The sequence below is a fragment of the Patescibacteria group bacterium genome, from assembly GCA_041662965.1.
In the GTDB taxonomy this organism is placed as follows: Bacteria; Patescibacteriota; Patescibacteriia; order Patescibacteriales; family GWC2-42-12; genus JACPHD01.
Genome location: JBAZRI010000013.1, coordinates 1 through 23040, shown reverse-complemented (window position 1 = coordinate 23040; position 23040 = coordinate 1). Strand labels below are relative to the sequence as shown.

Below are 23040 nucleotides of genomic sequence, written 5' to 3'. Positions count from 1 at the left end.
ATGGAAATTAAAAAAAAATCGCCGGCTGGCGAAGAAGAAAATAAAAAACAAACCGAAGCTCTAAAAATTAAAATTAGCGGGTTTTTAATTAATTATTTTAATTATTTTATTTTTTCTTTGGGCGTTATTATTTTGGTCGTTGGTTTATTCCTATTCGTTTATCCAAAGTATCGGCAAATTTTAAAAGAAAATCAAGAATCTAAAAATAATCTGCAGATTGAATATGAGGCTGAATTCAATTATTTAAGCTCTATCCGCGATTTAAAAAAATCATATCAATCAATCAGCGATGGCGAAAAAGCGAAGATCGCCGTCATGGTGCCGGCCATGGATGACGCCAGCGTCATAATTACGGAGATTGAATCCATCGCTGTCAGAAATAGCGCGATTTTGACCTCGATAAAAATAGAGCCTCGGGGCTCCGGCGATAAAGCCGCTCCGGAAACTCAACCAAAAGAAAATAAAGATATGCCGGCGGGGATTTTTAACCAATTGCCTAGCGGAGTCGGCTTAATTAAGATAGAGGTTAATTTAAGCTCGGTCAATTATTCGATTTTAAAAAATATAGTTAAAGCTTTTGAGAATAATTTAAGGCTTTTTGATATAGCCCGAATAAGTTTTGATTCCGATAAAGACCAAGCGCTGTTAAATATTTACAGCTATTATTTGCTTCCTTAAATAATTTTATTTTTGCGTCATGCGATTTAGCGGAATTCACCCCGTTAAATTCCGCGAAGAGGAAATTTCTCTGGGGGCGGAATTATTTAACGGGGTAAGCATAAATTTATGTTAGTACTGAAAAAAATATCAGTGAAAAAATTGGCAATTTATATTTTTATTATTTTTTTGATGGCCAGCGGCACGGGTTTTATGTTATATCAAAATAAAAGATTGACAACTCGCCGGCCGGCTAACGTCAATATTCCGGCCGCGCTTAATAATTACGCCCCAGCCGCCGGAACCAATGAAATTAATGATCAGGCGGCCGGCGCGCCGAGCCAAACTTCGGATCTAAATAAAATCAATCAAAATAGCGGCCTTGATTTAAGCATTTTTTCCAGCGATAAATTCAAAAATTTACGGGAAAATATGTATATTATCAGAGAACAGCCCGAGGTTGGCAAAAGAAATCCTTTTAAGCCAAATTAATATGACTAAGCCGGAAGAGTTAATAAATTTGCTGGTTCAAAATAAATTAATTACCCCTGAGCAGTTAGTTAAAATCAAGAAGTCGCCGGGGTATGGCGGCAACTTAGAAGAGGCGCTTATTAAAAGCGGTCTGATTGACGCTGAGAATTTAATAAAATTCAAAGCTAAAGTATATAATTTCAATTATCATAGTCTGATCGGAGTGAAAATTCCCGACCAAGTATTAAATTTAATTCCGGCTGAAGTGGCTGAAAATTATAAAATTGTTTGCTTTGAAGTCGCTAAAGGCAAAATGAAAGTGGGCATGGTCGATCCGGAAAATTTTAAAGCGATTGAGGCTATAGATTTTTTAGCCAAAGAAGAAAATTTGCAGCCGGAATATTTTTTAATTTCCGCTTTAAGCCTGGATCATGCCTTAAAGCATTATAAAACCTTAGGCAAAGAAGTATCTAAAGCCTTAAAAACTAAAGAAGAGGAAGAAATTTTAGAACGCGCCAGCAAAAAAATAAATAAAGAAGAAGTTGAGGAGATTACTAAGTCGGCCCCGGTATCAAAAATAGTTTCTGTAATTATCAGGCATGCGGTTGAAGGCCGGTCATCGGATATACATATTGAGCCGATACAGAATGAAAGTCGAGTCAGGTATAGGATAGACGGTATTTTGCATACCTCATTGATTTTGCCAAAAAGCGTGCATGGAGCCATCGTGGGCAGAATTAAGGTTTTAGCCAATTTAAAACTTGATGAGACCAGAATGCCGCAAGACGGCAGAATCAGGGTAAGCATTAATGATAAAGAAATTGATTTAAGAATTTCTATTATGCCGCTTTTAGATGATGAAAAAGTAGTAATGAGAATTTTAGATGTAACCAGGGGCGCGCCGACTTTAGAAGAATTGGGCTTCATGGGTGCCGGCCTTAAAGTGATTAAAAAAAGTTTAGAAAAAACCGACGGTATGTTCTTGGTAACCGGCCCGACCGGTTCAGGCAAATCAACCACCATCTTTTCTATTTTAACCGATTTGAATAAAGAAGGAATAAATATTTCTACGTTAGAAGATCCGGTAGAATATTTTATAAAAGGAGTTAATCAATCGCAAGTTAGGCCGGAAATCGGCTTTACTTTCGCCTCTGGCTTACGTTCGCTGTTGCGCCAAGATCCTGATGTTATAATGGTGGGAGAGATAAGAGATAATGAAACCGCTGAATTAGGCATTCACGCCAGCTTAACCGGCCATTTCGTGCTATCAACTTTACACACTAATGATGCTTTAGGCGCTATCCCCAGGCTTTTAGATATGGCGGTAGAGCCTTTTCTTTTGGGTTCGACTCTAAACATCGTCTTGGCGCAAAGATTAGGCAGAAAAATTTGTGGCTATTGCAAAATAGAATATAAATTGCCGGATGATATCATGGCTGAAATTAAAGAAGAATTAGATAATATACCGCCGGCGGTTATTAAAGCGATGATACCTGATTTTGATTTTAAAAAAATAAAATTTTACAAAGGCCAGGGTTGTGCCCGTTGCGGGGCAACCGGCTATACCGGCAGAATCGCTTTGGCCGAGGTGCTTGATGTTAATGATAAAATAAAAGAAATTATCATGAATAATAAGAATAATTTAACGCTTGATGAATTAGTGAAAAATCAGAATTTTATTACCATGAAGCAAGACGGCATAATAAAAGTTTTATTGGGTTTAACCACTATGGAAGAAGTCTTAAGAACTATTCATGTTTAATAAACCTTTGAAAACTTTTTCCCCGCTAAGCGGGATAAAAATAAATATAATGTATTAATTAATTAATTAATGATAAATTATATGCCAAAAGCTAAAATAAAAATTTTATTAGTTGAAGATGATTCATTTTTATTGGGCATGTATGCCACTAAGTTTGAAATGGAGAATTTTAAAGTCATTATGGCCGAAGACGGAGAAAAGGCCGTTCGCCTCGCCCTAAAAGAGGCGCCGGATATAATTCTTTTGGATATTATTTTACCCAAGATGAACGGTTTTGATGTTTTGCGCCAGCTTAAAGCCGACCCCGCGACCGCCGACATTCCGGTAATACTTTTAACTAACTTAAGCCAAAAAGATGAGATTGAGCAAGGCTTAAAAATCGGCGCGGCTGATTATTTAATCAAGGCGCATTTTATGCCTTCAGAAGTGGTTGATAAAATAAAAAAAATGCTGAATAAAGGTTAAAAACCTTTTTAAAAAAGGTTTTCCCCCTCCGGGGATAAATAATATTTTCCAAAAATATAAGGTATCAAGTTAAAATTTAATAGCGAGCGAAGTTCTACGGCCATTAAATTTTAACTTGATTATAAAAACTGTAATTCTATGGAAGTGCCGTCAATTTTTTTAAACAGAATATTATCGGAAATGGTCCAAAAAAATGGCTCTGATTTGCATTTGGCCGTAGGCAGCCCGCCCATGGTAAGAATAACCGGCCAATTCATACCTTTAACCGGCCAAGAGATGATTACCAGCGAAATTATAAGTAAGATAACAGAAACTTTTTTAAGCCCTGAGGAGATCGCCGGCCTAAAAGAGGATAAGGGCGTGATTTTAGTGAAAAATATTTCTAATTTTCGTTTTCGCATAAACGTTTTTTATCAAAAAGGCCTTCTAGCCTTATCCTTCCATTATATTCCCGGCGTAATAAAAAATTTTAACGATTTAGGGCTGGCCGAGGCTTGTCGCAATTTTTTGCAGGCCGCTTCCGGGCTTTTAATCATCGCCGGAGCTTATAATTCAGGTAAAACCACCACCGCGGCTTCTTTCGTCGAAGAGCTTAATAAAACCAGGGCTTTGAATATTATTACCATTGAAGATCCGATTGAATATTTGTTCATCAGCAAAAACAGCTTAGTCATGCAGAGGCAGGTAGGAACCGACGTCAATACGGTAGCTGATGCTTTGGATTATTGCTTAAGCGAAGACGTGGACGCGGTCTATATTAATGAAATAAAAGATAGCCAAGCTCTTAATTCGGCTATGCCGAAAATTTTTGAGCTGGCTTCGGGAAATTGCTTGGTTATTTTAGAAATCAATGCCGATAGCTCAGACAGGGTTTTGGAAAAAGTTTTAGCCGGCATGTCCGTAAGTTTGCCGGCGGAAGCCGCGCGCTATAATTTAGCGGATATTTTAGTCGGTGTTTTAGTACAGAAATTAGTCAAGCGCCGGGGCGGCGGCTTGATTTTAGCCAATGAAATACTGTTAAATAATTCGGCCGCTAAATCATTAATTAGGGAAGGTAAAATATATCAATTAGAGAGCGTAATTCAGACGTCGAAAAGAGAAGGCATGATTAGCATGCATAAGTCGCTCAGCGATTTAGTCCAATTAGGCGAAGTTAGGGCAGAAGATATATAATTAATTTTCAATTACCAATTTTCAATTATTGTATATGCCAATTTATAAATATAAAGCTTTTAATAAAGACAAAGAAGTGCAGGAGGGTATGATTGAGGCTATTAGTAAAGATGCGGTCGGAGAGATATTGGCGGAAAAAGGGTTTTCCGTTGTTTTAATCTCGGAGGTGTCGTCCGGAAAAACTAAGATTAATTTAGATTTTTTAAACAAGGTAAAAATAAAGGACATAGTTATTTTTTCCCGGCAGTTTTCAGTTTTGATTTCAGCTAACGTTTCCATGGTGCAGGCGCTTAAGATTATGGTTGATCAAACGATGAATGTAATTTTAAAAATGGCGGTCTCGGAAGTGGCCGACGAAGTTGACGCCGGCTCGACTTTATCCGAGTCTTTAGGCAAACGGCCTAGCATTTTCAGCAATTTTTATGTTAGCGTTGTCAGGTCGGGCGAAACCTCGGGCAAGCTGGACGAGGTGTTAAGCTATTTGGCCGACGAGATGGAAAAAGACTATGACATGACGAACAAAATCAAGGGCGCCATGATTTATCCGGCCTTTGTTTTATCCGCTTTAGTCGTTGTCGGCATCGTTATGATGATTTTTGTCGTGCCCAAGCTTACCGGCATTTTAACTGAAAGCGGTTCCGAACTGCCGTTTGCCACTAGAGTATTGATTGGCACTTCCGGTTTTATGCAAAAATATTGGTGGCTGCTTATCGTTATGGTAGTGGCTTTAATCGCGGCTTTTAGATTTTATATAAAAAGGTCTCAAGGCAAGAAGCAGTTTGATTATATAAAACTAAAGCTGCCGATTTTCGGCCGTTTATTTCAATTGATTTATTTAGTCCGTTTTACCCGCTCTATGAATACTTTAATCGTCGGCGGCGTAACCATAGACAACAGCTTAAAAGTGACGGCCGAAGTGGTTGGCAATGAAATTTACAAGGAATTAATAGAGGAAACTATTAAAGAAGTTGAAGATGGCAATTCAATTTCCAGCGTTTTTATAAAAAGCAATACTATACCTAAAATGGTTTCGCAGATGTTAAATATTGGAGAAAAAACCGGGAAAATGGATATTATTTTAGAAAAAATAACTAATTTTTATAGCCGAGAAATTTCCAATATGGTGGATAATTTAATGACTTTGATGGAGCCGCTGATTATGGTTGTTATGGGTGTGGCCGTGGGCTTAATGGTGGCGGCCGTAATTTTACCCATGTATAATTTAGCCAGCAGTTTTTAGCTAGCGTTCGGCGAGTAGATAGTGCCAATAGTTAATTTTTGTGGTATAATTGTGGATAAGTACAAACCCGCGCCAGAGCAGGCGCGGAGGAAAAATATAATAAATTAATTTCACGATTAGATTCCCATGCTTGTTTTAATTTTGGGTTCACCCTGTTAAATACCGCTAGGCGGTAATTTCGGTGAAACCGAAATTATTTAACAGGGTAAATAATTCGTGTAGCAGAGAGGGGAGGTGAATTATGAAAAAACAACAAGGTTTTACTTTAATTGAGTTATTGGTGGTTATCGCCATTATCGGCTTGTTATCAACTTTGGCCGTGGTGGCTTTAAATAACGCCAGAATGAAATCAAGGGATGCTAAGCGCATATCTGATATCAAGCAGATTCAAACGGCATTAGAGTTGTATTATAACGATGCCAATGCTTATCCGGCTACAGCGGATGTTACCAGTGGCGGCGACATCGCTATCGGCACCGTTACTTATATGGCGACTGTTCCAACCAATCCATCGCCGGAAGCTGACGGCGAGTGCAATGACGGCAACAGTTATGTTTATAACGCTTTGACCGGCCAAACCTCTTATACTTTGACATATTGCTTAGGCGGTACGACCGGAGGCGTAACGGCAGGCGAGCATACTGCCACGCCCAATGGCATTCAATAAATAAAAATCTTTAAAAGGGTCCTATTAAGGGTTTATCTAAAAAGAGCCGGATTATATTCTGGCTCTTTTTAGATAACTTAGTGTATAATATAGATAATAGATATAAACATTAAATTATGCATAAATGGTTTATGTAAATCTGATAGGAGGTGAATTATGAAAAAACAACAAGGTTTTACTTTAATTGAGTTATTGGTGGTTATCGCCATTATCGGCTTGTTATCAACTTTGGCCGTGGTGGCTTTAAATAACGCCAGAATGAAATCAAGGGATGCTAAGCGCGTATCTGATATCAAGCAGATTCAAACGGCTTTAGAGTTGTATTATAATGATGCTAACGAATATCCGGCTACAGGGGCGGTTACCAGCGGAGGTACTATTGCTGATGGCAGCGTTACTTATATGGCTACTGTTCCAACCAATCCGTCGCCTGAAGCTGACGGCGATTGCACGGACGGCAACAGTTATGCATATACCGCGTTAGACGCTAACACCTCCTATGAATTAGTATATTGCTTAGGCGGTACGACCGGAAGCGTATCGGCAGGCGTTCATACTGCTACACCAGGCATTATCCAATAAGCCCCGTTAAATCCCGCCTAGCGGGAATTTCGCTTAGGCGAAATTATTTAACCGGGTAAATAAAAATTTTTAAAAGGGTCCTATTAAGGGTTTATCTAAAAAGAGCCGGATTATAGTCCGGCTCTTTTTAGATAAACTGTTCTTGGCGGTTTATTTGAGTTATAATATAAGCATGATTAAGCTTTATTTATGCTAAAAGAAAAAATTGTAAAAATTTGTGATTTATTTATTGAATACGGCATCTTAGCTATAGTTTTTTTTATTCCCATAACCGTTGATTTCACCATGGCAAGCTATAATGTCATTGATCTTTACAGAATAGTTATTTTCAGAGTAATTTTGGTTTTTATGCTGCTTAGTTTTATGGCTAAAGTTTTTATTAACGGCAAATTTAATTATCGCGGCGGCGCTAAAATTTTTTTGTTGGCCAGCTTTTTATTAATTTCATTTTTTTTAAGCTCCTTAGCCTCTCTCCACCCGACCGAAAGTTTTTGGGGCAGTTTTTCCAGACAACAAGGTTTTTATAACCTCTTTAATTATTTGTTATTTTTTATATTGCTTATATTAAACCTTAAAGATTTTAAACAGCTTAGGCGCGTAGTTATAAGCGTGATTGCCGCGGCGTCTTTAACCGCGGTTTACGGATTGCTTCAATATTTAAATCTTGACCCGCTTACCTGGTCTAGAAATATAAACGCGGCGCGTATTTTTTCCACCTTGGGCCAGCCTAATTTTTTCGGGCATTGGCTGATAATAGTTATGCCTTTCAGCCTTTATGCCTTAATTTTTATAGCTAAAAGAATATTGGTTAAATTTTTTCTCGGCCTAGCTCTATTCATGCAATTAGTTTGTTTGATTCTTACTTATTCTCGGGCGGCTTGGCTTGGGTTTTTAAGTTGCTTGTTTTTTTTAATTATAGTTTGGCTGTTTTATAAGCGGTTTAATAAAATCGCGCTAGGTTTTATCGCCCTAACTTTAATCGGTGTAATATCAGTTATAAGCTTAAATTTTATTCGTCCGACCGAGTCAGCCGGCTTAAAATCAATCGGTTTGGTTAATCGGCTCGCAAGTATTATTGATTTTAAAGGCGGATCTAATAAAATGAGGCTTTATTATTTAGATTCGGCTATTAAAGAAATAAGGCAGGCTGATTATTTAAGATTGTTTATTGGTTACGGCCCTGAAGTTTTGAATGAAGTTTTTATGAAATATTACCAAATAGACTGGGGTATATATGAGGCCATCAATAGTTCTCCGGACAGAGTGCATAATTGGCTGTTTGACCAAATTTTGTCTTTTGGCGCTTTAGGGCTTATAGCTAATTTATTATTTTTTATTTATTTTATTTATAGAGCGGCTATTTTTTTATTAGCTAAACAAAAATTTGAGCTTGAGGATTGGCTGCTTGTTTTTTTATTTTCCTCCTTGGTCGCTTATTTTATTAATAATTTTTTTAGCTTTTCTCTTTTTACCGTTTCAGTTTATTTATATTTAATTTTGGCCTTGTCTTGGTTTATTATAAATTTTAACAAAGAAGCTAAAGTTATAAATATAAGCTTGACTGCGTTTTCAAAAATATTAATTTGGATAGCGCTTTTTTTAGTTTCAGCCGTATTTATCTATGCTAACAATTTAAATCAGGTTAGGGCGGAAATTTATTACATAAAAGCTTTAAACTCAGTTAAAGCTTCCGATTGCCAGGGCGTCATAAATAATATGGAAAAAGTTGTAAAATTAAGCCCGAATAATATTTATTATCAAGAAAATTATCTTTTTTTAGTGTTAAATTGTTTTTCCGAGATTAAAGATATTTCTATCCGAAAGCGACTAAGCGATAATATTTTAGAATATATAAAATCAATTCGCGATAAAAAATCTTATGGCATTTTACATAATATAGCCCGCGTTTATACTTCGTTCGGCTTTTATTTGGATAAATCTTATTACGCGGAAGCGGAGAAAATATTCAATGATTTAATGGTAAATTTTCCATATTTTACCGGAGTGTACGAAGATTTAAGCAAGCAAAAGATAATACAAGGGGATTATAAGGGCGCGATAGAAGTTTTTAATAAAGCGCTTAAAATTTTACCGCCAACCGATCATCCGTATTTAAATAATCAGCACCGCCAGCAAATTATCGTTATCGCGGTTAGGCTATACGAGGGGGCCGGCCAGGCGTATTTTAAAATAAAAAATTATGATTTAGCGCTTGAATATTATAAAAAAGGCTTAAGCCTAGATCCTTATAGGGTAACTTTATATAAAAATATAGCCGATGTCTATTATGTCCAGGATAAATTAGATGAGGCTATTAGATTTAATCGGCGCGGCATGATGCTGGCTCCGAGCGATTATAATTGGCCGCTGGCGCTATCGCTTTTATACCGCGACAAAAAAGATTTGATTGCGGCGAAAAAATATCTTGATCAAGCTATAAAGTTGGCGCCGAAGAATGAGGAATTAAAGAAGTACTATGGGGAGTTAAATAATTAATGGAAGAAATTTATTATAAATAATATGCCCAGGCTTTTATTGCAATATGCCGCATCGATTTTTTTAGTAGTTAGTTTCTATTTTTATAAAAAATCAGGCCAGGCTTTAATCAATCGCCTAATTTTTTCAACGATTGCTTTATGGTCTTATTTATATATTAATACTTATGCCTTTTTGGATTATTTATCAGGCGACGGAATTGATAGCGCAGTAATATATCATTTAAAATATGGCTTAGATGGAGTCGGCTGGCAGGATTTTTGGCGCGAGATAACCGTATATATATTATTTATTATTTTTGGGCTAGTAATTTTTTATTGGCTGGTTAAAAAAAATAATCTTAAAACGAATAATAAAATACATATAGTTTTAGCTTATTTTTTTATATTTTTATCGTTTTTTTTAAATCCGGCCAATTTTGATTTATACCGCCTAAAAGCGCTTAATGCGTCCGCCAATAAGGCAGTTGTTCCGTTTGACGCTTATTATGAAATACCGGAAATTAAGCCAAGCGCCAAAGCTAAAAATTTAATTATTATTTATGCCGAAGGCCTGGAACAGACATATTTCAATGAAATTGCCTTCCCCGGGCTAATTAAGGGTTTGCGCCAACTGCAAGATAAAAGCACTTATTTTACGAATATTAAAAATGTTGCCGGCGCTAACTGGACTATTGGCGGATTAGTGGCCAGCCAGTGCGGTTTGCCTCTTTTTACGCCAACGCTTGACGGCAACGGCTTAAACGTGATGAAGGAGTTTTTACCCGCCGCGGTTTGTTTAAGCGATTTGTTAAAAAATCAAGGTTATCGGTTAGCCTACTTTGGCGGCGCTTCGCTTGATTTTGCCGGCAAAGGCCGATTTTTTACATCGCATAATTATGACGAGATTTACGGACGCGAAGAATTATTGCCTTTATTAAAAGATCAGTCGTATAAAAGCGTTTGGGGGCCTTACGACGATACGCTGTTTGATTTAGCTTATGACCGATATGATAAGATGGCAAAAAGTTTTGACAAAACGGCTATGGTCATATTAACCTTAGATACTCATCATCCGCGCGGCCATATTTCAAAAAGCTGCGGTAATTTAAAGTATCAAGACGGCTCGAATCCGATATTGAATGCGGTCGCTTGCTCGGATTATTTAATCAGCAGTTTCGTTGATAAAATTCAGAAATCAGAGAATGGTTCAAATACGGTGATTGCTATTTTATCCGATCATTTAGCCCATAAAAATACCGCGACGGGCCAATTGGATAAATTAGATAGAAATAATCTTTTTATGATTATAGAGTCGGGTAGCACCAAAGAGCGGCGAATTGATCAGCAAGGTTCGGCATTGGACGAGAGTGTAACCATATTGCCTTTTATCGGTTATCAGGCGAAAATCGGTTTAGGGCGCGACCTTATAAATATTAAGGAGAACGCGGCTGAAATAAGCCAAATACATAATTACTTGGCGTATTGGCCGAATGATATAATAAAATTTTGGAATCTGGCGCCAATTAAAGAATTTGTTAAGTTTGATATGAAGAGAAAAAATATCAGCATTGACGGTAAAAATTATGCTATGCCCGCCCTAGTCGAGTTAAATGAGAAATTGGATGTAAACATTAAATTTGGAAACTCAAATAATAAAAAAACTTTGTATGATGCCGTATTGGCGCTTGATGAAAAAACTCCTTACTTTTTAGTCGATAAGCAAAATCAATCAGACTATTATCTCACTATCGGCAAGGGCGAAGCCTGTCGCCAAAAAATTAGATTAGAAGACGGCTACATCCTAACCGCTGATGAAATAAAAAAACTCGCTTGTATAACGCCGTTAGATAGCGAGCCGCTAGAAATGCGCCGGGTTGCTCATGCCGGCGGCGCGATTAACGGACAAACTTATACCAATAGCCTGGAGGCGCTGGATAAAAATTTAAAAAACGGCTTTACTTATTTTGAAATAGACTTTTCTTTTACTTCTGACGGCAAATTGGCCTGCGTTCATGATTGGGGCGATAATACGAAAAAACTGCTTAACGACGAGCTGTTGAAGCGGCCGACTTATAATGAATTTAAAGACTTGGCAGAAAAAGCGAATTTAAATGTTTGCACTCTTGAAAGCTTGATAGATTGGCTTAACCGACATCCGGCCGCTTATTTAATAACAGATATAAAAGAAAAAAATCTTGAGGGTTTAGCTATTATAGCTAAGGAGTATCCTGATTTTTCCGCAAGGGTTATCCCGCAAATTTACCAGCCGGAGGAATATGAAAGCGTAAAAAAAATGGGATATAAAAAAATTATCTGGACGCTTTATCGATTCGGCGGTTCTAATGACGATGTTCTTAAGTGGGTGAAAAAATTTGAAGGGCCTTTAGTGATAACGATGGATAAGGGCCGTGCCGCCACTTCCTTGCCACGCCAATTAAAAAGGCTTAATATACCGTCTTATGCCCATACGATAAATTCCGCGGATGATAAATATAAATTTATTAATTTATACGGCATAACCGAAATCTACACGGATAGTCTCCTGCCGATTAATGATAAATAATTATTTTTTAATTTTTTATATTTATGTTTTTATCAATAATACTAATTTTCATCTTTATCTTCGGCCTAATCATCGGCTCTTTTCTGAACTGCCTAATTTGGCGTCTGCATAAGAAAATCCCTCTAACCCCCTTTGCTAAAGGGGGCGATGAATGGAAGCGCTCTTATTGTCCGAAATGCAGTAAGCAAATTGCCTGGTACGACAATATCCCGGTTTTAAGCTTTATAATGCTCGGCGGAAAATGCCGAAGCTGCGGGAAGAGGATTTCGTGGCAGTATCCGGCCGTGGAGTTCGTGACCGGCTTGTTGTTTGTAGTATCATTTGCTATTAATTTTCAATTTTCCCTGGTCGAGCCAGGACAAGCAATTTTCAATTTTCAAACAATTTTCAATGACCAATTTTCAATGAAAATTTTGCGAGATTTTTTCTTAGTTAGCGTGATGATTGTGGTTTTTATCTATGATTTGCGCTGGTACTTGATTTTGGATATCGTAACTCTGCCGGCTTGTTTAGTTGTATTGATTTTTAATTTAATTTTAGGTTTTAGTTTGTGGAATTTATTAATTTCTGGTATAATAGGAGGTAGTTTTTTCCTGATTCAGTTTGTAATTTCCCAAGGAAAATGGATTGGCGGCGGCGATATTAGGCTGGGCCTGTTAATCGGCTTGTCTCTAGGCTGGCCGGGCGCATTAGTTGCCATAATTATTTCTTATTTTATCGGCTCAATCGTCGGCCTAGGCATGATTTTAACCGGTAAAAAACAATGGGGCTCGGAAGTGCCTTTAGGAGTATTTCTGGCCGCTGGCGCGATTATCACTTTATTTTACCAAGAGCAGATTTTAAATTGGTATTTGAATATATTTTAAACATAATTTTATGCGAGATTATTTTAAGGCGAAAACCTGGGTTATCACAATTTTTATGTTTGTTGTGGCTTTTGGCTTAAGCTTAGCCGTTGTTTATTATGAGCTTGGTTTCAGGGAAAATGTTAAAATCAGCAGCGCCGGCTCCAGCGATAATGTAAGCGGCTGGGCTTGGAATTCTAATATTGGCTGGATAAGCTTTAGTTGCTCTAATAATAATACTTGCAGTGATAATGGCGGCTATGATTATGGCGTGAATATAGATTCGGACACAGGTGATTTTAGCGGTTATGCCTGGAGCTCAAACGTTGGTTGGGTTTATTTCGGTCCAGACGACAATTTACCGGTTTATGGTTTAATCCAGGCAAGCGATGCGCCAGGAGATCCAAAAATTTGGGCGCATTACGATAGTGCCACCGGGATTGTTACCGGCTGGGCTAAAATTTTAAGCATGGGCAATAATGGTTGGGTTAAATTAAGCGACAGTAGTTGGGCTAGTGGCGTGTCTATAAATTCAACTACCGGTGATTTTTCCGGCTGGGCCTGGAACGCTAATGACGATAAATCCGGCATTGGCTGGGTTAGCTTTAATTGCGATCATAGAAATGACGGCACCTTGCCTCCTAATAATATTGATACTTGCGCTACTTTATCAAATTATAAAGTGACGCTTGATACTAGTAGTTTAAATAATCCGCCAGAGGTTAAAAATTTAACTGCGCCTAATTGGGCGAATCATACTCCGCCAAGCGTTAATGCTTTAGGCGCTAAATTGCAATTTGATTTTATTGATACGGATAGCGGTTCTTCTGGTTCAGCCTACAAGATAATAGTTAATAGAGCTAGTGATAATTTTGAGGTATTAAATACGGGCGAATGTACTAACGTTGGAGTACCCTCGGCTGATTGTAAAATTGGTATTGATTGTATGATAAACGGTTCAACCGGTTGTCCTAATGCTGGCGATTGCGTTTGCACTTATAACATTGATGAAAGCAAGCTGGCATATGACACAAGTTATAAATGGTCGGTTCAGGTTTGGGATAATAATGATGTGTATTCTGCGACTACTTCGTTTGATACAAATATTTCAGGCCATATTTTAACCGATAATCAAGCCTACAATGAGGTTAAGAATCCAATAAATCCTAATTTAACATTTACCACCTATAAGCATAAATTTCCTCAAGTTAACGCCACTTATTTTCCGGTTAATCCGAGCCTGGGAGAAGAGGTTAAATTCACGGATGATAGCCGGATATATTTAACTTCTGATCCGGACGCGCCGGTTAATTGCACTGATGCTTTATGCGATTGGAGCTGGAGCGCTACGAACGGCGCGACTTTTAAAGATAATGATACGGCCACTTCAACTCCGACCATAATCTTTAATTCAAACGGCAGCTCAACCGTGACGCTAACCGTGACGGATACAGATGGTTATAGCGCTTCCTATCAAATCTTAGTTAGCATTAACGCCCAATTGCCAAAATGGAAAGAAGTTAAGCCCGAGTAAAAAATAGTGAATTATATTGCGCTCCAGAGACGTCCGACGCCTTAGAGACGTCGGACGTCTTTATTAATTTAAAATAATGGATAAACAAATTAAAAATTCAGCCGGGTTTACTTTAATTGAACTCCTAGTCAGTATTTTTATAATTGTCATGATGAGCAGCCTGTTTATGGCTAATTATCACGGCACAAATAAACGCTCGGAGCTTGGCATTATAAAACAAAAACTGGTTTCAGATATCAGGCTGGCGCAAAATTACAGTTTGGGTTCAAAGGAATATGAAACCGATGAAACTCCTGACGGCGGCTGGGGCGTGCATTTTAGTTTAGTTGATCCGAATCATTATATAATTTTTGCGGATAAAGATGGAGATTTTAGATATAATAATGATTCCGATAAAGACAAAGCTATAGAGATTAAAACTTTGCCGGCCGGCGTTACCATAAATTCCTTTAGCCCGGTTCAGGGCAACGCGCTGGATATTGTTTTTTATCCGCCGGATCCGATTACGTATGTTAACGGCAATATTAATACCAACGCGCAAATTACTATTAAAGAAAATATTAATAATTCAACGGCCATAGTTTTAGTTAATTTTTTTGGCTTGATTGACACGGATTAAAAAAATGAAAATTATAAAAAACAATTCAGGCATCAGCATCTTGGAAGTTATTGTGGCAATTATGATAATTACCATGGGCATGGTTGGAGTTTTGTCTTTAGTTGTCCAAAACGTACAAGCCCAATATATTAATAAAAATGTTTTGATGGCCGCGGGCTTAGCGCAGGAAGGTTTGGAACTGGTAAGAAATATTAGGGACTTAAATTGGCTGACGCCTGGCAATGATTGGGATAAAGATATAGTAGGCGCTGGCGCTGATTACACTTATACGATTGATTATAATGGGCCTGTGATTAATACGACCGTAAATTCCCTTAATGATGCCAGCGCTAGGTTGTATGTTAATAGTAATGGTTTTTATACTCATACCGTAACCGCCTCGTCAACCAATTTTTATCGTTTAATTACCGTGGCGGTGGTGCCGATTGATGCCACACATGACTATCTTGATGTTAAATGCACTATTCGCTGGAAAGACGGCGGTGTAAACCATGACTATACGGCTGAAACTTATTTATATAATTGGAAGTAACCTTTAAAAACTTTTTTAGAAAAAGTTTTCCCCCCTCCGGGGATAAATAATATTTTCCCCGACAAGCGGGATAAACAAAAAATATAACGTATCAAATTAAAATTTTATAGCGGGCAAAGCCCGCGGGGCTACAAAAATTTTTATTTGATGATAGATTGTGAATATGAATTTATTTATAAAAAAATTTAAAGCTGAAAGCGGTTTAAGTTTATTGGAATTAGTAGTTTCTATAGCTCTTTTTTCTTTTTTAATTTTGGCTTCAACCCAAATATTTAAAATGGTGATTGAAGGGCAAAGGAGTTCCATCAGCGCGCAGAACGTCCAGGAGAATATAAGATATGCCATGGAAAAAATGAGCAAAGAAATCAGAATGGCGCAAGTCAGCAATGCCGATTGCTACGGCGCGGCCATTAATAAAGTTTTTAATATGGCCGGCGGCGGCAGTGAGTTGTATTTTAAAAATAAAGACGATGTTTGCGTTAGATATTATCTGGAAAATAGCCGTCTTAAAATAGACGTTAACGCCGGCGCTCAATCCGGCTTTATTACTCCGACGAAAATTGAAGTTAGCAATTTAAAATTTTTTGTAGTTGATAATTTAATCGGCGCTAGCGGCAAGCAGCCGTACGTTACTATGAAGATGGACGTTAAGGCTATCGGGCAGGCGATACATGAGCAAAAAATGAAAATTCAAATGACGGTTTCGGCAAGATATTATGAATAGATTAATATTTTATTATCTTCGGGCGTGACTCAAATTCAGAATTATTAAAACATTAGATAAGAGGCGAAATTTCTGGATTCCCGCTTTCGCGGGAATGACAACGAGTGTATATGCGAATAAAAATAATAAAAAATAACAGAGGCGTAATTTTACTTTTGACCTTGTTTATTTTATCCGGCATTTTAGTCGTTACTTTAGTAGCGGCTGATTTAGTCTTATCCGGCATAAGAATGAATCGCTTAGCCGGTTATTCAAATTTGGCTTTTTATGCGTCCGAAGCCGGCATGGAGCGGGCGTTATGGGAAGCCAGATATAACGGTTACAGCTATCCTTTGAGTAGTTATGTGCCAAATGTATTTAATGGTAGTATCGGCAACGGCAGTTCATATACAGTAAATTATGCTTCTTCAACGCCTAACGTAACTTTCTCATCAGTCGGCAGCTATAGCGGGGTAAAAAGATCGGTAGAAAGTTCTTTCCAGGCGCAATAAATCCTTTAAAAACTTTTTCAAAAAAAGTTTTCCCCCTCCGGGGATAAATAATATTTTCCCCCTAACGGGGATAAACAAAAATATAATGTATCAAATAAAAATTTTATAGCGGGCAAAGCCCTACGGCCATAAAATTTTTATTTGATGATATATGGATAAAGAACAAGCTAAAAAAAGAATAGCTAAATTAAGAAGCGAAATTGAAACCTATCGCTATGCTTATCATGTTTTAGATAAGTCTTTAATTTCCGACGCGGCTTTAGATAGCCTGAAAAATGAGCTGGAAAAATTAGAGCGGGAGTTTCCGGAATATATTACGCCGGATTCGCCGACGCAAAGAGTGGGCGGAGCGCCTTTGGAAAAATTTAATAAAGTTAAGCATTCGGCGCCCATGATGTCTATTTTTGACGCTTTTAACCCGGACGATATGAAGGATTGGGAAAAAAGATTAGAGAAGATTTTATACCCCACCCCAACCCTCCCCTTGGTAAGGGGAGGGAGCAAAAGTTCCCCTCCTTACGAAGGAGGGGTTAGGGGAGGTTATTACGCTGAATTAAAAATGGACGGTTTGGCCGTGGCCTTAGTCTATGAAAAAGGCCAATTTGTTTTAGGCGCGACTCGGGGCGACGGGGAAATCGGCGAAGACGTAACGCAAAATTTAAAAACCATTGAAGCCATTCCTCTAATTTTAAGGCGGCCGGCTGAAGTTGAATTAAAAAAAATCGGCCTAACGGATGAGTCAATAAAAAAATTATATCAAACGCTGGCCAGCGGCCGGCTGGAAGCGCGCGGCGAAGCCATTATCTCCGCTAAAGTATTCGCAGATTTAAATAAGCAATATAAGAAGCAAGGCCGGAGCGAGCTAGCTAATCCGCGCAACGCGGCCGCCGGCTCAATTAGGCAGCTGGATTCAAAATTAACCGCCGAGCGAAAATTAGATTGCCATATTTATTCTTTGGCAACCGATTTAGGCTTGGCTTATCATGAGCAGGAGCACGAGCTGGCCAAACTTTTAGGCTTTAAAGCGTTAAAACAAAATAAATATTGCCGTAATTTAGACCAAGCTATTAAATTTCATGGCTATTGGGAAAAAAACAGAGATAAAGTGCCGTTTGAATGCGATGGCGTGGTAGCGGTGGTCAACGATTTAAATTTATGGCCTAAGCTGGGAATAGTCGGCAAAGGGCCGCGTTATATGATGGCTTATAAATTCGCGGCCGAACAAGCGACCACGGTTGTGGAAGATGTAGTTTGGCAGGTCGGCCGCACCGGCGTTTTAACACCGACGGCTTATTTAAGGCCGGTTAAAGTTTACGGCGTGACGGTCAGCCGCGCCACTTTACATAATTTAGATGAGATTAAAAGGCTGGGCTTAAAAATCGGCGATACGGTTATAATTGAGCGCGCCGGCGACGTTATTCCGAAGGTGGTTAAAGTTTTGCCGAATCTGCGCGTCGGTAGGGAATTGGAAATTAAGGCGCCGAAAAAGTGCCCCAGGTGCTCGGGCGGAGTGGAAAAAGCGGCCGGCGAAGTGGCTTTAAGATGCGTGAATATTAATTGCTACGCGGTAAATTTACGAAATTTAACCCACTGGGCGTCAAGAAGCGCCATGGATATTGAAGGTTTAGGCCCGAAGATTATTGAACAATTGGTTAAGCAAGGGCTAGTAAAAGATATAAGCGATTTTTTTAAATTAACCGCCAAAGATTTAAAGCCGCTGGAAAGATTCGCGGAAAAGAGCGCTGAAAATTTAGTTGAAGCTATCGCGGCTAAGAAGGAAGTTGATTTAGCCAGATTTATTTATAGCCTTGGCATTCGCCATGTGGGCGAAGAATCGGCTCTGGCCTTAGCCAAGCATTTTGGCAGTTTGGAAAAAATTAAACATGCCAGCCTAGATGAAATAAATTCCATTTACGATTTCGGGGAAATTATGGCTAAAAGCGCTTATGAATGGTTTCATGATAAAAAAAATTTAGAGTTATTAGCTAAACTAGAGGCTAACGGCGTAAAAGTAATCAGCCTGAAATTAACGGCTAAAAGCGCGAAATTAAACGGAAAAACATTTGTTTTAACCGGCGGTTTGGCAGAATTGACAAGAGACCAGGCTAAGGCTAAGATAAGGGAATTGGGCGGAGATATTTCTTCGTCAGTCAGTAAAAATACTGATTATGTCGTAGCCGGAGAAGAGGCGGGGAGTAAATTGGACAAAGCGAAAAAGTTGGGAGTAAAAATTATTAACGAAGAGGAGTTTTTGAAGATAATAGAATAACTCTTTTTTGTCATTCCCGCGTAGGCGGGAATCCATATTTTTAAAAATATCGGTTTATTGTAAAATATACATTTGTGGCGCTTCGCTAAGACTTACTTTTTATGACTAAAAAGTAAGCAAACCTGCCTGCCGGCAGGCAGGAAGTCTCGGGGGTTTCCGATTGGCTATCTAGCTGATTTATCTTATCTCTGTAAGCCTTGGCGCCAACTCCAACCCCCGAACCCCCGAGTGATTTTTAAATGGTATTAGTAAAATTATTTATTTATGCAACTATCTAAAGAAGAAATACAACATATTGCCAAGCTGGCCCGGCTGGAATTAACCGAGGCCGAATTAAAAAAATACGGCGGACAGCTGTCGGCTGTTTTAAATTATATTGACCAGCTTAAAGAAGTTGATGTTAAAGGCATAGAGCCGACCGCGCAAGTTACGGGCTTGGAAAATGTTTTGCGCGAAGACGCAGTACGCGATTGGGATGAAAAAGAAATTGAACAAGCGTTGAAAGACGCGCCGGAAAGAGAAGAGAGATTTATTAAAGTGAAAAGGATAATAGAATAAGTTTATTATGAAATTAAATACACTTACAATTAAACAAGCCGGCGAAATGCTGGCGAAGAAAGAAATTACCTCGGTTGATTTAACTAAGGCGTGTTTAAAGCAAATAAAAGAAACGGACGGGAAAATCAAGGCTTGTTTAACCGTGTGCGAAAAAGAGGCTTTGAACGAGGCGAAGAAAGCCGATGAGCGGCGCGCGTCCGGTGAAAAAGGCGATTTATTAGGCATTCCTTATTTAGCTAAAGATAATATTTTAACCAGCGGCGTCCGCACCACGGCGGCTTCAAAAATTTTAAAAAATTATATCGCGCCTTATGACGCGACGATTATAAAAAAATTGCGTCAGGCCGGCGCGGTGCTGCTCGGTAAAACCAATTTGGACGAATTCGCCCATGGCGCGTCAACGGAAAATTCCGCATACGGCGCGACTCATAACCCTTGGGATTTAACTCGCGTGCCCGGCGGTTCTTCCGGCGGTTCGGCCGCGGCCGTGGCCTCTGATATGTGTTTATTCGCCTTAGGCACGGATACGGGCGGTTCAATCAGATGCCCGGCCAGTTTCTGCGGCATCACCGGCTTAAAGCCGACTTATGGCCGGAGCTCCCGTTTCGGGCTTATAGCCATGACCAGCTCAACCGATGTGCCCGGACCGTTAACTAAAACCGTTGCCGACGCGGCAGTCGTGTTATCGGCGATTGCCGGAGTTGATAAAAATGACGCGACCACGGTAAATAAACCTCACCCTAGCCCTCTCCTTGGTAAGGAGAGGGGAGGCTTGGAAGGCTTAACCATCGGCTTGCCTAAAGAATATTTTGTCGGCGGCACGGACAAAGGAGTAGCTGATGTTATAAATCAGGCGATTGAAGAATTAAAAAAACTTGGCGTTAAATTCAAACAAGTAAATCTGCCGCATACAAAATATGGCGTGCCGGTTTATTATATTATTACGCCGTCCGAAGTAAGCTCAAATTTAGCCAGATTTGACGGCATAAAATACGGTTTAAGCATTCAGGATACGGATAGAGCCAAGGCTGATTTAATGGATATTTACACTAAAAGCCGAGGCAAAGGCTTCGGGCCGGAAGCTAAGCGCCGCATAATGCTCGGCACTTACGCTTTAAGCGCCGGTTATTTTGACGCTTACTATTTACAGGCGCAGAAAGTCAGGACAAAAATAAAGCAAGAAATGGATAAAGTTTTGGAAACCGTGGATTGCTTATTAACTCCAACCGCGCCGCATATAGCTTTTAAAATCGGCGAGCAGTCCAGCGACCCTTTAAAAATGTATCTTGAAGATATTTTTGTTACCGGCGCGTCGCTGGCCGGTCTGCCGGCGATTACTATTCCTTGCGGCTTTGATCAAGGCTTGCCCGTCGGCCTGCAGTTAATCGGCAAGCGTTTTGCCGAAGCCATGCTGTTTAAAATCGGGCATAATTATGAGCAAGCGACCGAGTGGCATCTTAAAAGAGCTAAAGTATAATAATCAAGATTTATGTCTAAACAAAATAAAATAATCTTAATTATTATTGCGGCTGTATTAGCTGCCGGTTTATTTTATGTAATTAATAATAAAGAATTGCCGCAAGCTCCCGCCCGGGAAAATAATGGCAGCGAGTATCAGGTTAGCAAATTAAGGCCGATTGACGCGACTGATCATATATTCGGCGAGGCGAAGGCTTCAGCGCAAATAATAATTTATAGCAATTTTGAATGTCCGTTTTGCGCCGAATTCTCCCAGACTATAAAAAAAGTGGAAGAAAATTTTAAAGATAAAGTGGCAATAGCTTATAGGCATTACCCTTTGCCCGGTTACCCGGAAGCTGAAAAAGCGGCCGAGGCGGCGGAATGCGCGGCCGAACAGGGTAAATTTTGGCAAATGCATGATAAATTATTTGCCGATAATACTGCCGGCAGGATGAGCATAGAACAATTTAAAATAGACGCGGCTGATTTAGGCTTAAACCAAGAGCAATTTAATCAATGCTTAGACGGCGGCAAATACGAAAATAAAATCGGAGAGCAAGCGGCCGAAGGCGCCGGCGCCGGCGTTACCGGCACGCCGACTTTTTTCGTCAACGATTATATTTATCCGGGTGCTTATCCGTTTGAAGATTTTATCGCTTCTGACGGCCGGCCGGAAAAAGGCCTAAAGAACATAATTAGTGAATTTTTGAATAAACCCCTTTGATAAAGGGGGTCGACGCAATTCTATGCAGAAAAGAAGAATAATTTTAGCTTCAAAATCGCCGAGAAGAAAAAAGATTTTAGAACAAATCAGCTTAGAGTTTGAAATAGTTGAAAGTAATTTTGACGAGGACAGCGTAATTTTAGCCGACCCGGTTGAGTTGGCTAAATTTTTAGCTTTAAAAAAGGCCGAGGCCGTGGCCGCTGATTATGATGACGCTATAATTATCGGCGCTGACTCGATGGTAATTTTTAACGGCCGAACTTTAGGCAAGCCGAAAGACGCGGTCGAGGCTAAAAGAATTTTACGCGAGCTGTCCGGCAAAGAAAATATAGGCTTAACCGGCTATGCCATAATTGACACTAAAAATAAAATAGTGGTAAATAATTATAGCCAGGCGGTAGTTAAATTCAGAAATTTAAGCGATGAAGAAATTGATGAATATATAGCCACCGGCGAACCGTTAAATATGGCCGGAGCTTACGGCTTAATGGATAAGGGCGCGGTTTTGATGGAAAGCATCAGGGGTAATTTTTATTCCATAGTCGGTTTGCCGATCAATGAGGTGTACGTTGAATTAAAAAAAATGGGAGCGGTGTAATCAATTATCAATTACGAATTTCGGAAGGATCGCATAGTGGTCGAGTGCGCGCGCTTGGAAAGCGCGTAAGGTGTAAAAGCCTTCGAGGGTTCAAATCCCTCTCCTTCCGCATAAATTGAAAATCGGAATCGGAAGCCGAGTGTTCAAACTATCCAAAAAATCGCCAAGTCGTTAGGTGTTCCTATGGAAGAATTATTAAAATAATTTTTATGAATATGAAAAGTAAAACATTAGCAATTTTGGGAATAGGAGCTTATATACTTTCGGTTCTATCTTCAGCAGAAGACCTTACCGGAAATTATACTGCACCCACAGCTTTAATCGCGGTATCGGCAATAGCGACGCTGGCATTTACGATTATGGCCGTGGTTCGTTTATGGAAAACGCAAAAAGTTACTGCTATTTTATTTCTTGCCTCATCTTTGATAACCCTCGTTTATATTTCAGCACCAGTTAAAATCATAAATTTCCTCTTATTTATCTGGGTGGTGTTGCTTCTTTGTGGCATGCACCCCGAAATTCGGACACTTTTGTCCATATAAATCAACCTTTGGCGGTAAGGGCGTAATACTGTGAAGGCGGCATTTTCAAACTGGTTTTAATCCTGATGTTGTTGTAATAATATACC

General features: G+C 39.1%; 22 protein-coding genes and 1 tRNA gene. All 23 read left to right on the top strand.

Going from position 1 to position 23040, the window contains the following annotated elements; translation table 11 throughout:
- The 23 genes from WC639_05235 (at window position 1) to WC639_05125 (ending at window position 22954) form a co-directional block, all read left to right on the top strand.
- A complete protein-coding gene (locus WC639_05235; protein MFA6307180.1) occupies window positions 1–678 on the top strand; it encodes a hypothetical protein in 678 nt (225 codons plus the stop codon).
- Between the two features lie 108 nt (window positions 679–786).
- Window positions 787–1149 carry a hypothetical protein gene (locus WC639_05230; protein ID MFA6307179.1) on the top strand — a complete coding sequence of 121 codons (363 nt, stop codon included), beginning with the start codon at window positions 787–789 and terminating at the stop codon, window positions 1147–1149.
- Between the two features lies 1 nt (window position 1150).
- Window positions 1151–2890 carry an ATPase, T2SS/T4P/T4SS family gene (locus WC639_05225; GenBank protein MFA6307178.1) on the top strand — a complete coding sequence of 580 codons (1740 nt, stop codon included), beginning with the start codon at window positions 1151–1153 and terminating at the stop codon, window positions 2888–2890.
- An 81-nt stretch (window positions 2891–2971) separates the two neighbouring features.
- Window positions 2972–3355 (top strand): response regulator, encoded by a 384-nt coding sequence (locus tag WC639_05220; protein ID MFA6307177.1) that lies wholly within the window; start codon window positions 2972–2974, stop codon window positions 3353–3355.
- 138 nt (window positions 3356–3493) lie between these two features.
- Window positions 3494–4528 carry an ATPase, T2SS/T4P/T4SS family gene (locus WC639_05215; protein ID MFA6307176.1) on the top strand — a complete coding sequence of 345 codons (1035 nt, stop codon included), beginning with the start codon at window positions 3494–3496 and terminating at the stop codon, window positions 4526–4528.
- Between the two features lie 34 nt (window positions 4529–4562).
- Complete coding sequence (locus tag WC639_05210; protein ID MFA6307175.1) at window positions 4563–5768, top strand: type II secretion system F family protein; 1206 nt, start codon at window positions 4563–4565, stop codon at window positions 5766–5768.
- Between the two features lie 241 nt (window positions 5769–6009).
- Entirely contained in the window at window positions 6010–6435 is a 426-nt protein-coding gene (locus WC639_05205; GenBank protein ID MFA6307174.1) for a prepilin-type N-terminal cleavage/methylation domain-containing protein, read from the top strand.
- A gap of 156 nt (window positions 6436–6591) precedes the next feature.
- The gene (locus tag WC639_05200) at window positions 6592–7017 is read left to right on the top strand and encodes a type II secretion system protein (protein ID MFA6307173.1); all 426 of its coding nucleotides are present in this window, start codon (window positions 6592–6594) and stop codon (window positions 7015–7017) included.
- Between the two features lie 189 nt (window positions 7018–7206).
- Complete coding sequence (locus tag WC639_05195) at window positions 7207–9513, top strand: tetratricopeptide repeat protein (GenBank protein ID MFA6307172.1); 2307 nt, start codon at window positions 7207–7209, stop codon at window positions 9511–9513.
- A 24-nt stretch (window positions 9514–9537) separates the two neighbouring features.
- A complete protein-coding gene (locus WC639_05190) occupies window positions 9538–12057 on the top strand; it encodes a sulfatase-like hydrolase/transferase (GenBank protein ID MFA6307171.1) in 2520 nt (839 codons plus the stop codon).
- A gap of 23 nt (window positions 12058–12080) precedes the next feature.
- A complete protein-coding gene (locus tag WC639_05185; GenBank protein MFA6307170.1) occupies window positions 12081–12923 on the top strand; it encodes a prepilin peptidase in 843 nt (280 codons plus the stop codon).
- 10 nt (window positions 12924–12933) lie between these two features.
- A complete protein-coding gene (locus WC639_05180; protein ID MFA6307169.1) occupies window positions 12934–14436 on the top strand; it encodes a hypothetical protein in 1503 nt (500 codons plus the stop codon).
- 76 nt (window positions 14437–14512) lie between these two features.
- On the top strand, window positions 14513–15055 hold the full coding sequence (locus WC639_05175) for a prepilin-type N-terminal cleavage/methylation domain-containing protein (GenBank protein ID MFA6307168.1): 543 nt from the start codon (window positions 14513–14515) through the stop codon (window positions 15053–15055).
- Between the two features lie 4 nt (window positions 15056–15059).
- Window positions 15060–15587: a type II secretion system protein gene (locus WC639_05170; protein MFA6307167.1), complete on the top strand. Its 528-nt coding sequence runs from the start codon at window positions 15060–15062 to the stop codon at window positions 15585–15587.
- A gap of 163 nt (window positions 15588–15750) precedes the next feature.
- The gene (locus WC639_05165) at window positions 15751–16311 is read left to right on the top strand and encodes a hypothetical protein (protein ID MFA6307166.1); all 561 of its coding nucleotides are present in this window, start codon (window positions 15751–15753) and stop codon (window positions 16309–16311) included.
- Window positions 16312–16421: 110 nt separating this feature from the next.
- A complete protein-coding gene (locus tag WC639_05160; protein ID MFA6307165.1) occupies window positions 16422–16802 on the top strand; it encodes a hypothetical protein in 381 nt (126 codons plus the stop codon).
- Window positions 16803–16953: 151 nt separating this feature from the next.
- A complete protein-coding gene (gene ligA, locus WC639_05155; protein ID MFA6307164.1) occupies window positions 16954–19071 on the top strand; it encodes an NAD-dependent DNA ligase LigA in 2118 nt (705 codons plus the stop codon).
- Between the two features lie 264 nt (window positions 19072–19335).
- Window positions 19336–19629, top strand: coding sequence for an Asp-tRNA(Asn)/Glu-tRNA(Gln) amidotransferase subunit GatC (gatC, locus tag WC639_05150; protein MFA6307163.1), 294 nt, complete (start codon window positions 19336–19338; stop codon window positions 19627–19629).
- Between the two features lie 7 nt (window positions 19630–19636).
- Window positions 19637–21106, top strand: coding sequence for an Asp-tRNA(Asn)/Glu-tRNA(Gln) amidotransferase subunit GatA (gatA, locus tag WC639_05145; protein MFA6307162.1), 1470 nt, complete (start codon window positions 19637–19639; stop codon window positions 21104–21106).
- Window positions 21107–21118: 12 nt separating this feature from the next.
- Complete coding sequence (locus tag WC639_05140; GenBank protein MFA6307161.1) at window positions 21119–21814, top strand: thioredoxin domain-containing protein; 696 nt, start codon at window positions 21119–21121, stop codon at window positions 21812–21814.
- Window positions 21815–21836: 22 nt separating this feature from the next.
- Window positions 21837–22412: a nucleoside triphosphate pyrophosphatase gene (locus WC639_05135; GenBank protein MFA6307160.1), complete on the top strand. Its 576-nt coding sequence runs from the start codon at window positions 21837–21839 to the stop codon at window positions 22410–22412.
- A gap of 22 nt (window positions 22413–22434) precedes the next feature.
- Window positions 22435–22521: transfer RNA gene (locus tag WC639_05130), tRNA-Ser, on the top strand.
- Between the two features lie 100 nt (window positions 22522–22621).
- On the top strand, window positions 22622–22954 hold the full coding sequence (locus WC639_05125; GenBank protein MFA6307159.1) for a hypothetical protein: 333 nt from the start codon (window positions 22622–22624) through the stop codon (window positions 22952–22954).
- The last annotated feature ends 86 nt before the right edge of the window (window positions 22955–23040 follow it).

What these genes read in the sequence shown, in the direction of transcription:
- WC639_05235 (MFA6307180.1), top strand. Translation starts at nt 1, where the DNA reads ATGGAAATTAAAAAAAAATCGCCGGCTGGCGAAGAAGAAAATAAAAAA.
- WC639_05230 (MFA6307179.1), top strand. Translation starts at nt 787, where the DNA reads ATGTTAGTACTGAAAAAAATATCAGTGAAAAAATTGGCAATTTATATT.
- WC639_05225 (MFA6307178.1), top strand. Translation starts at nt 1,151, where the DNA reads ATGACTAAGCCGGAAGAGTTAATAAATTTGCTGGTTCAAAATAAATTA.
- WC639_05220 (MFA6307177.1), top strand. Translation starts at nt 2,972, where the DNA reads ATGCCAAAAGCTAAAATAAAAATTTTATTAGTTGAAGATGATTCATTT.
- WC639_05215 (MFA6307176.1), top strand. Translation starts at nt 3,494, where the DNA reads ATGGAAGTGCCGTCAATTTTTTTAAACAGAATATTATCGGAAATGGTC.
- WC639_05210 (MFA6307175.1), top strand. Translation starts at nt 4,563, where the DNA reads ATGCCAATTTATAAATATAAAGCTTTTAATAAAGACAAAGAAGTGCAG.
- WC639_05205 (MFA6307174.1), top strand. Translation starts at nt 6,010, where the DNA reads ATGAAAAAACAACAAGGTTTTACTTTAATTGAGTTATTGGTGGTTATC.
- WC639_05200 (MFA6307173.1), top strand. Translation starts at nt 6,592, where the DNA reads ATGAAAAAACAACAAGGTTTTACTTTAATTGAGTTATTGGTGGTTATC.
- WC639_05195 (MFA6307172.1), top strand. Translation starts at nt 7,207, where the DNA reads ATGCTAAAAGAAAAAATTGTAAAAATTTGTGATTTATTTATTGAATAC.
- WC639_05190 (MFA6307171.1), top strand. Translation starts at nt 9,538, where the DNA reads ATGCCCAGGCTTTTATTGCAATATGCCGCATCGATTTTTTTAGTAGTT.
- WC639_05185 (MFA6307170.1), top strand. Translation starts at nt 12,081, where the DNA reads ATGTTTTTATCAATAATACTAATTTTCATCTTTATCTTCGGCCTAATC.
- WC639_05180 (MFA6307169.1), top strand. Translation starts at nt 12,934, where the DNA reads ATGCGAGATTATTTTAAGGCGAAAACCTGGGTTATCACAATTTTTATG.
- WC639_05175 (MFA6307168.1), top strand. Translation starts at nt 14,513, where the DNA reads ATGGATAAACAAATTAAAAATTCAGCCGGGTTTACTTTAATTGAACTC.
- WC639_05170 (MFA6307167.1), top strand. Translation starts at nt 15,060, where the DNA reads ATGAAAATTATAAAAAACAATTCAGGCATCAGCATCTTGGAAGTTATT.
- WC639_05165 (MFA6307166.1), top strand. Translation starts at nt 15,751, where the DNA reads ATGAATTTATTTATAAAAAAATTTAAAGCTGAAAGCGGTTTAAGTTTA.
- WC639_05160 (MFA6307165.1), top strand. Translation starts at nt 16,422, where the DNA reads ATGCGAATAAAAATAATAAAAAATAACAGAGGCGTAATTTTACTTTTG.
- ligA (MFA6307164.1), top strand. Translation starts at nt 16,954, where the DNA reads ATGGATAAAGAACAAGCTAAAAAAAGAATAGCTAAATTAAGAAGCGAA.
- gatC (MFA6307163.1), top strand. Translation starts at nt 19,336, where the DNA reads ATGCAACTATCTAAAGAAGAAATACAACATATTGCCAAGCTGGCCCGG.
- gatA (MFA6307162.1), top strand. Translation starts at nt 19,637, where the DNA reads ATGAAATTAAATACACTTACAATTAAACAAGCCGGCGAAATGCTGGCG.
- WC639_05140 (MFA6307161.1), top strand. Translation starts at nt 21,119, where the DNA reads ATGTCTAAACAAAATAAAATAATCTTAATTATTATTGCGGCTGTATTA.
- WC639_05135 (MFA6307160.1), top strand. Translation starts at nt 21,837, where the DNA reads ATGCAGAAAAGAAGAATAATTTTAGCTTCAAAATCGCCGAGAAGAAAA.
- WC639_05125 (MFA6307159.1), top strand. Translation starts at nt 22,622, where the DNA reads ATGAATATGAAAAGTAAAACATTAGCAATTTTGGGAATAGGAGCTTAT.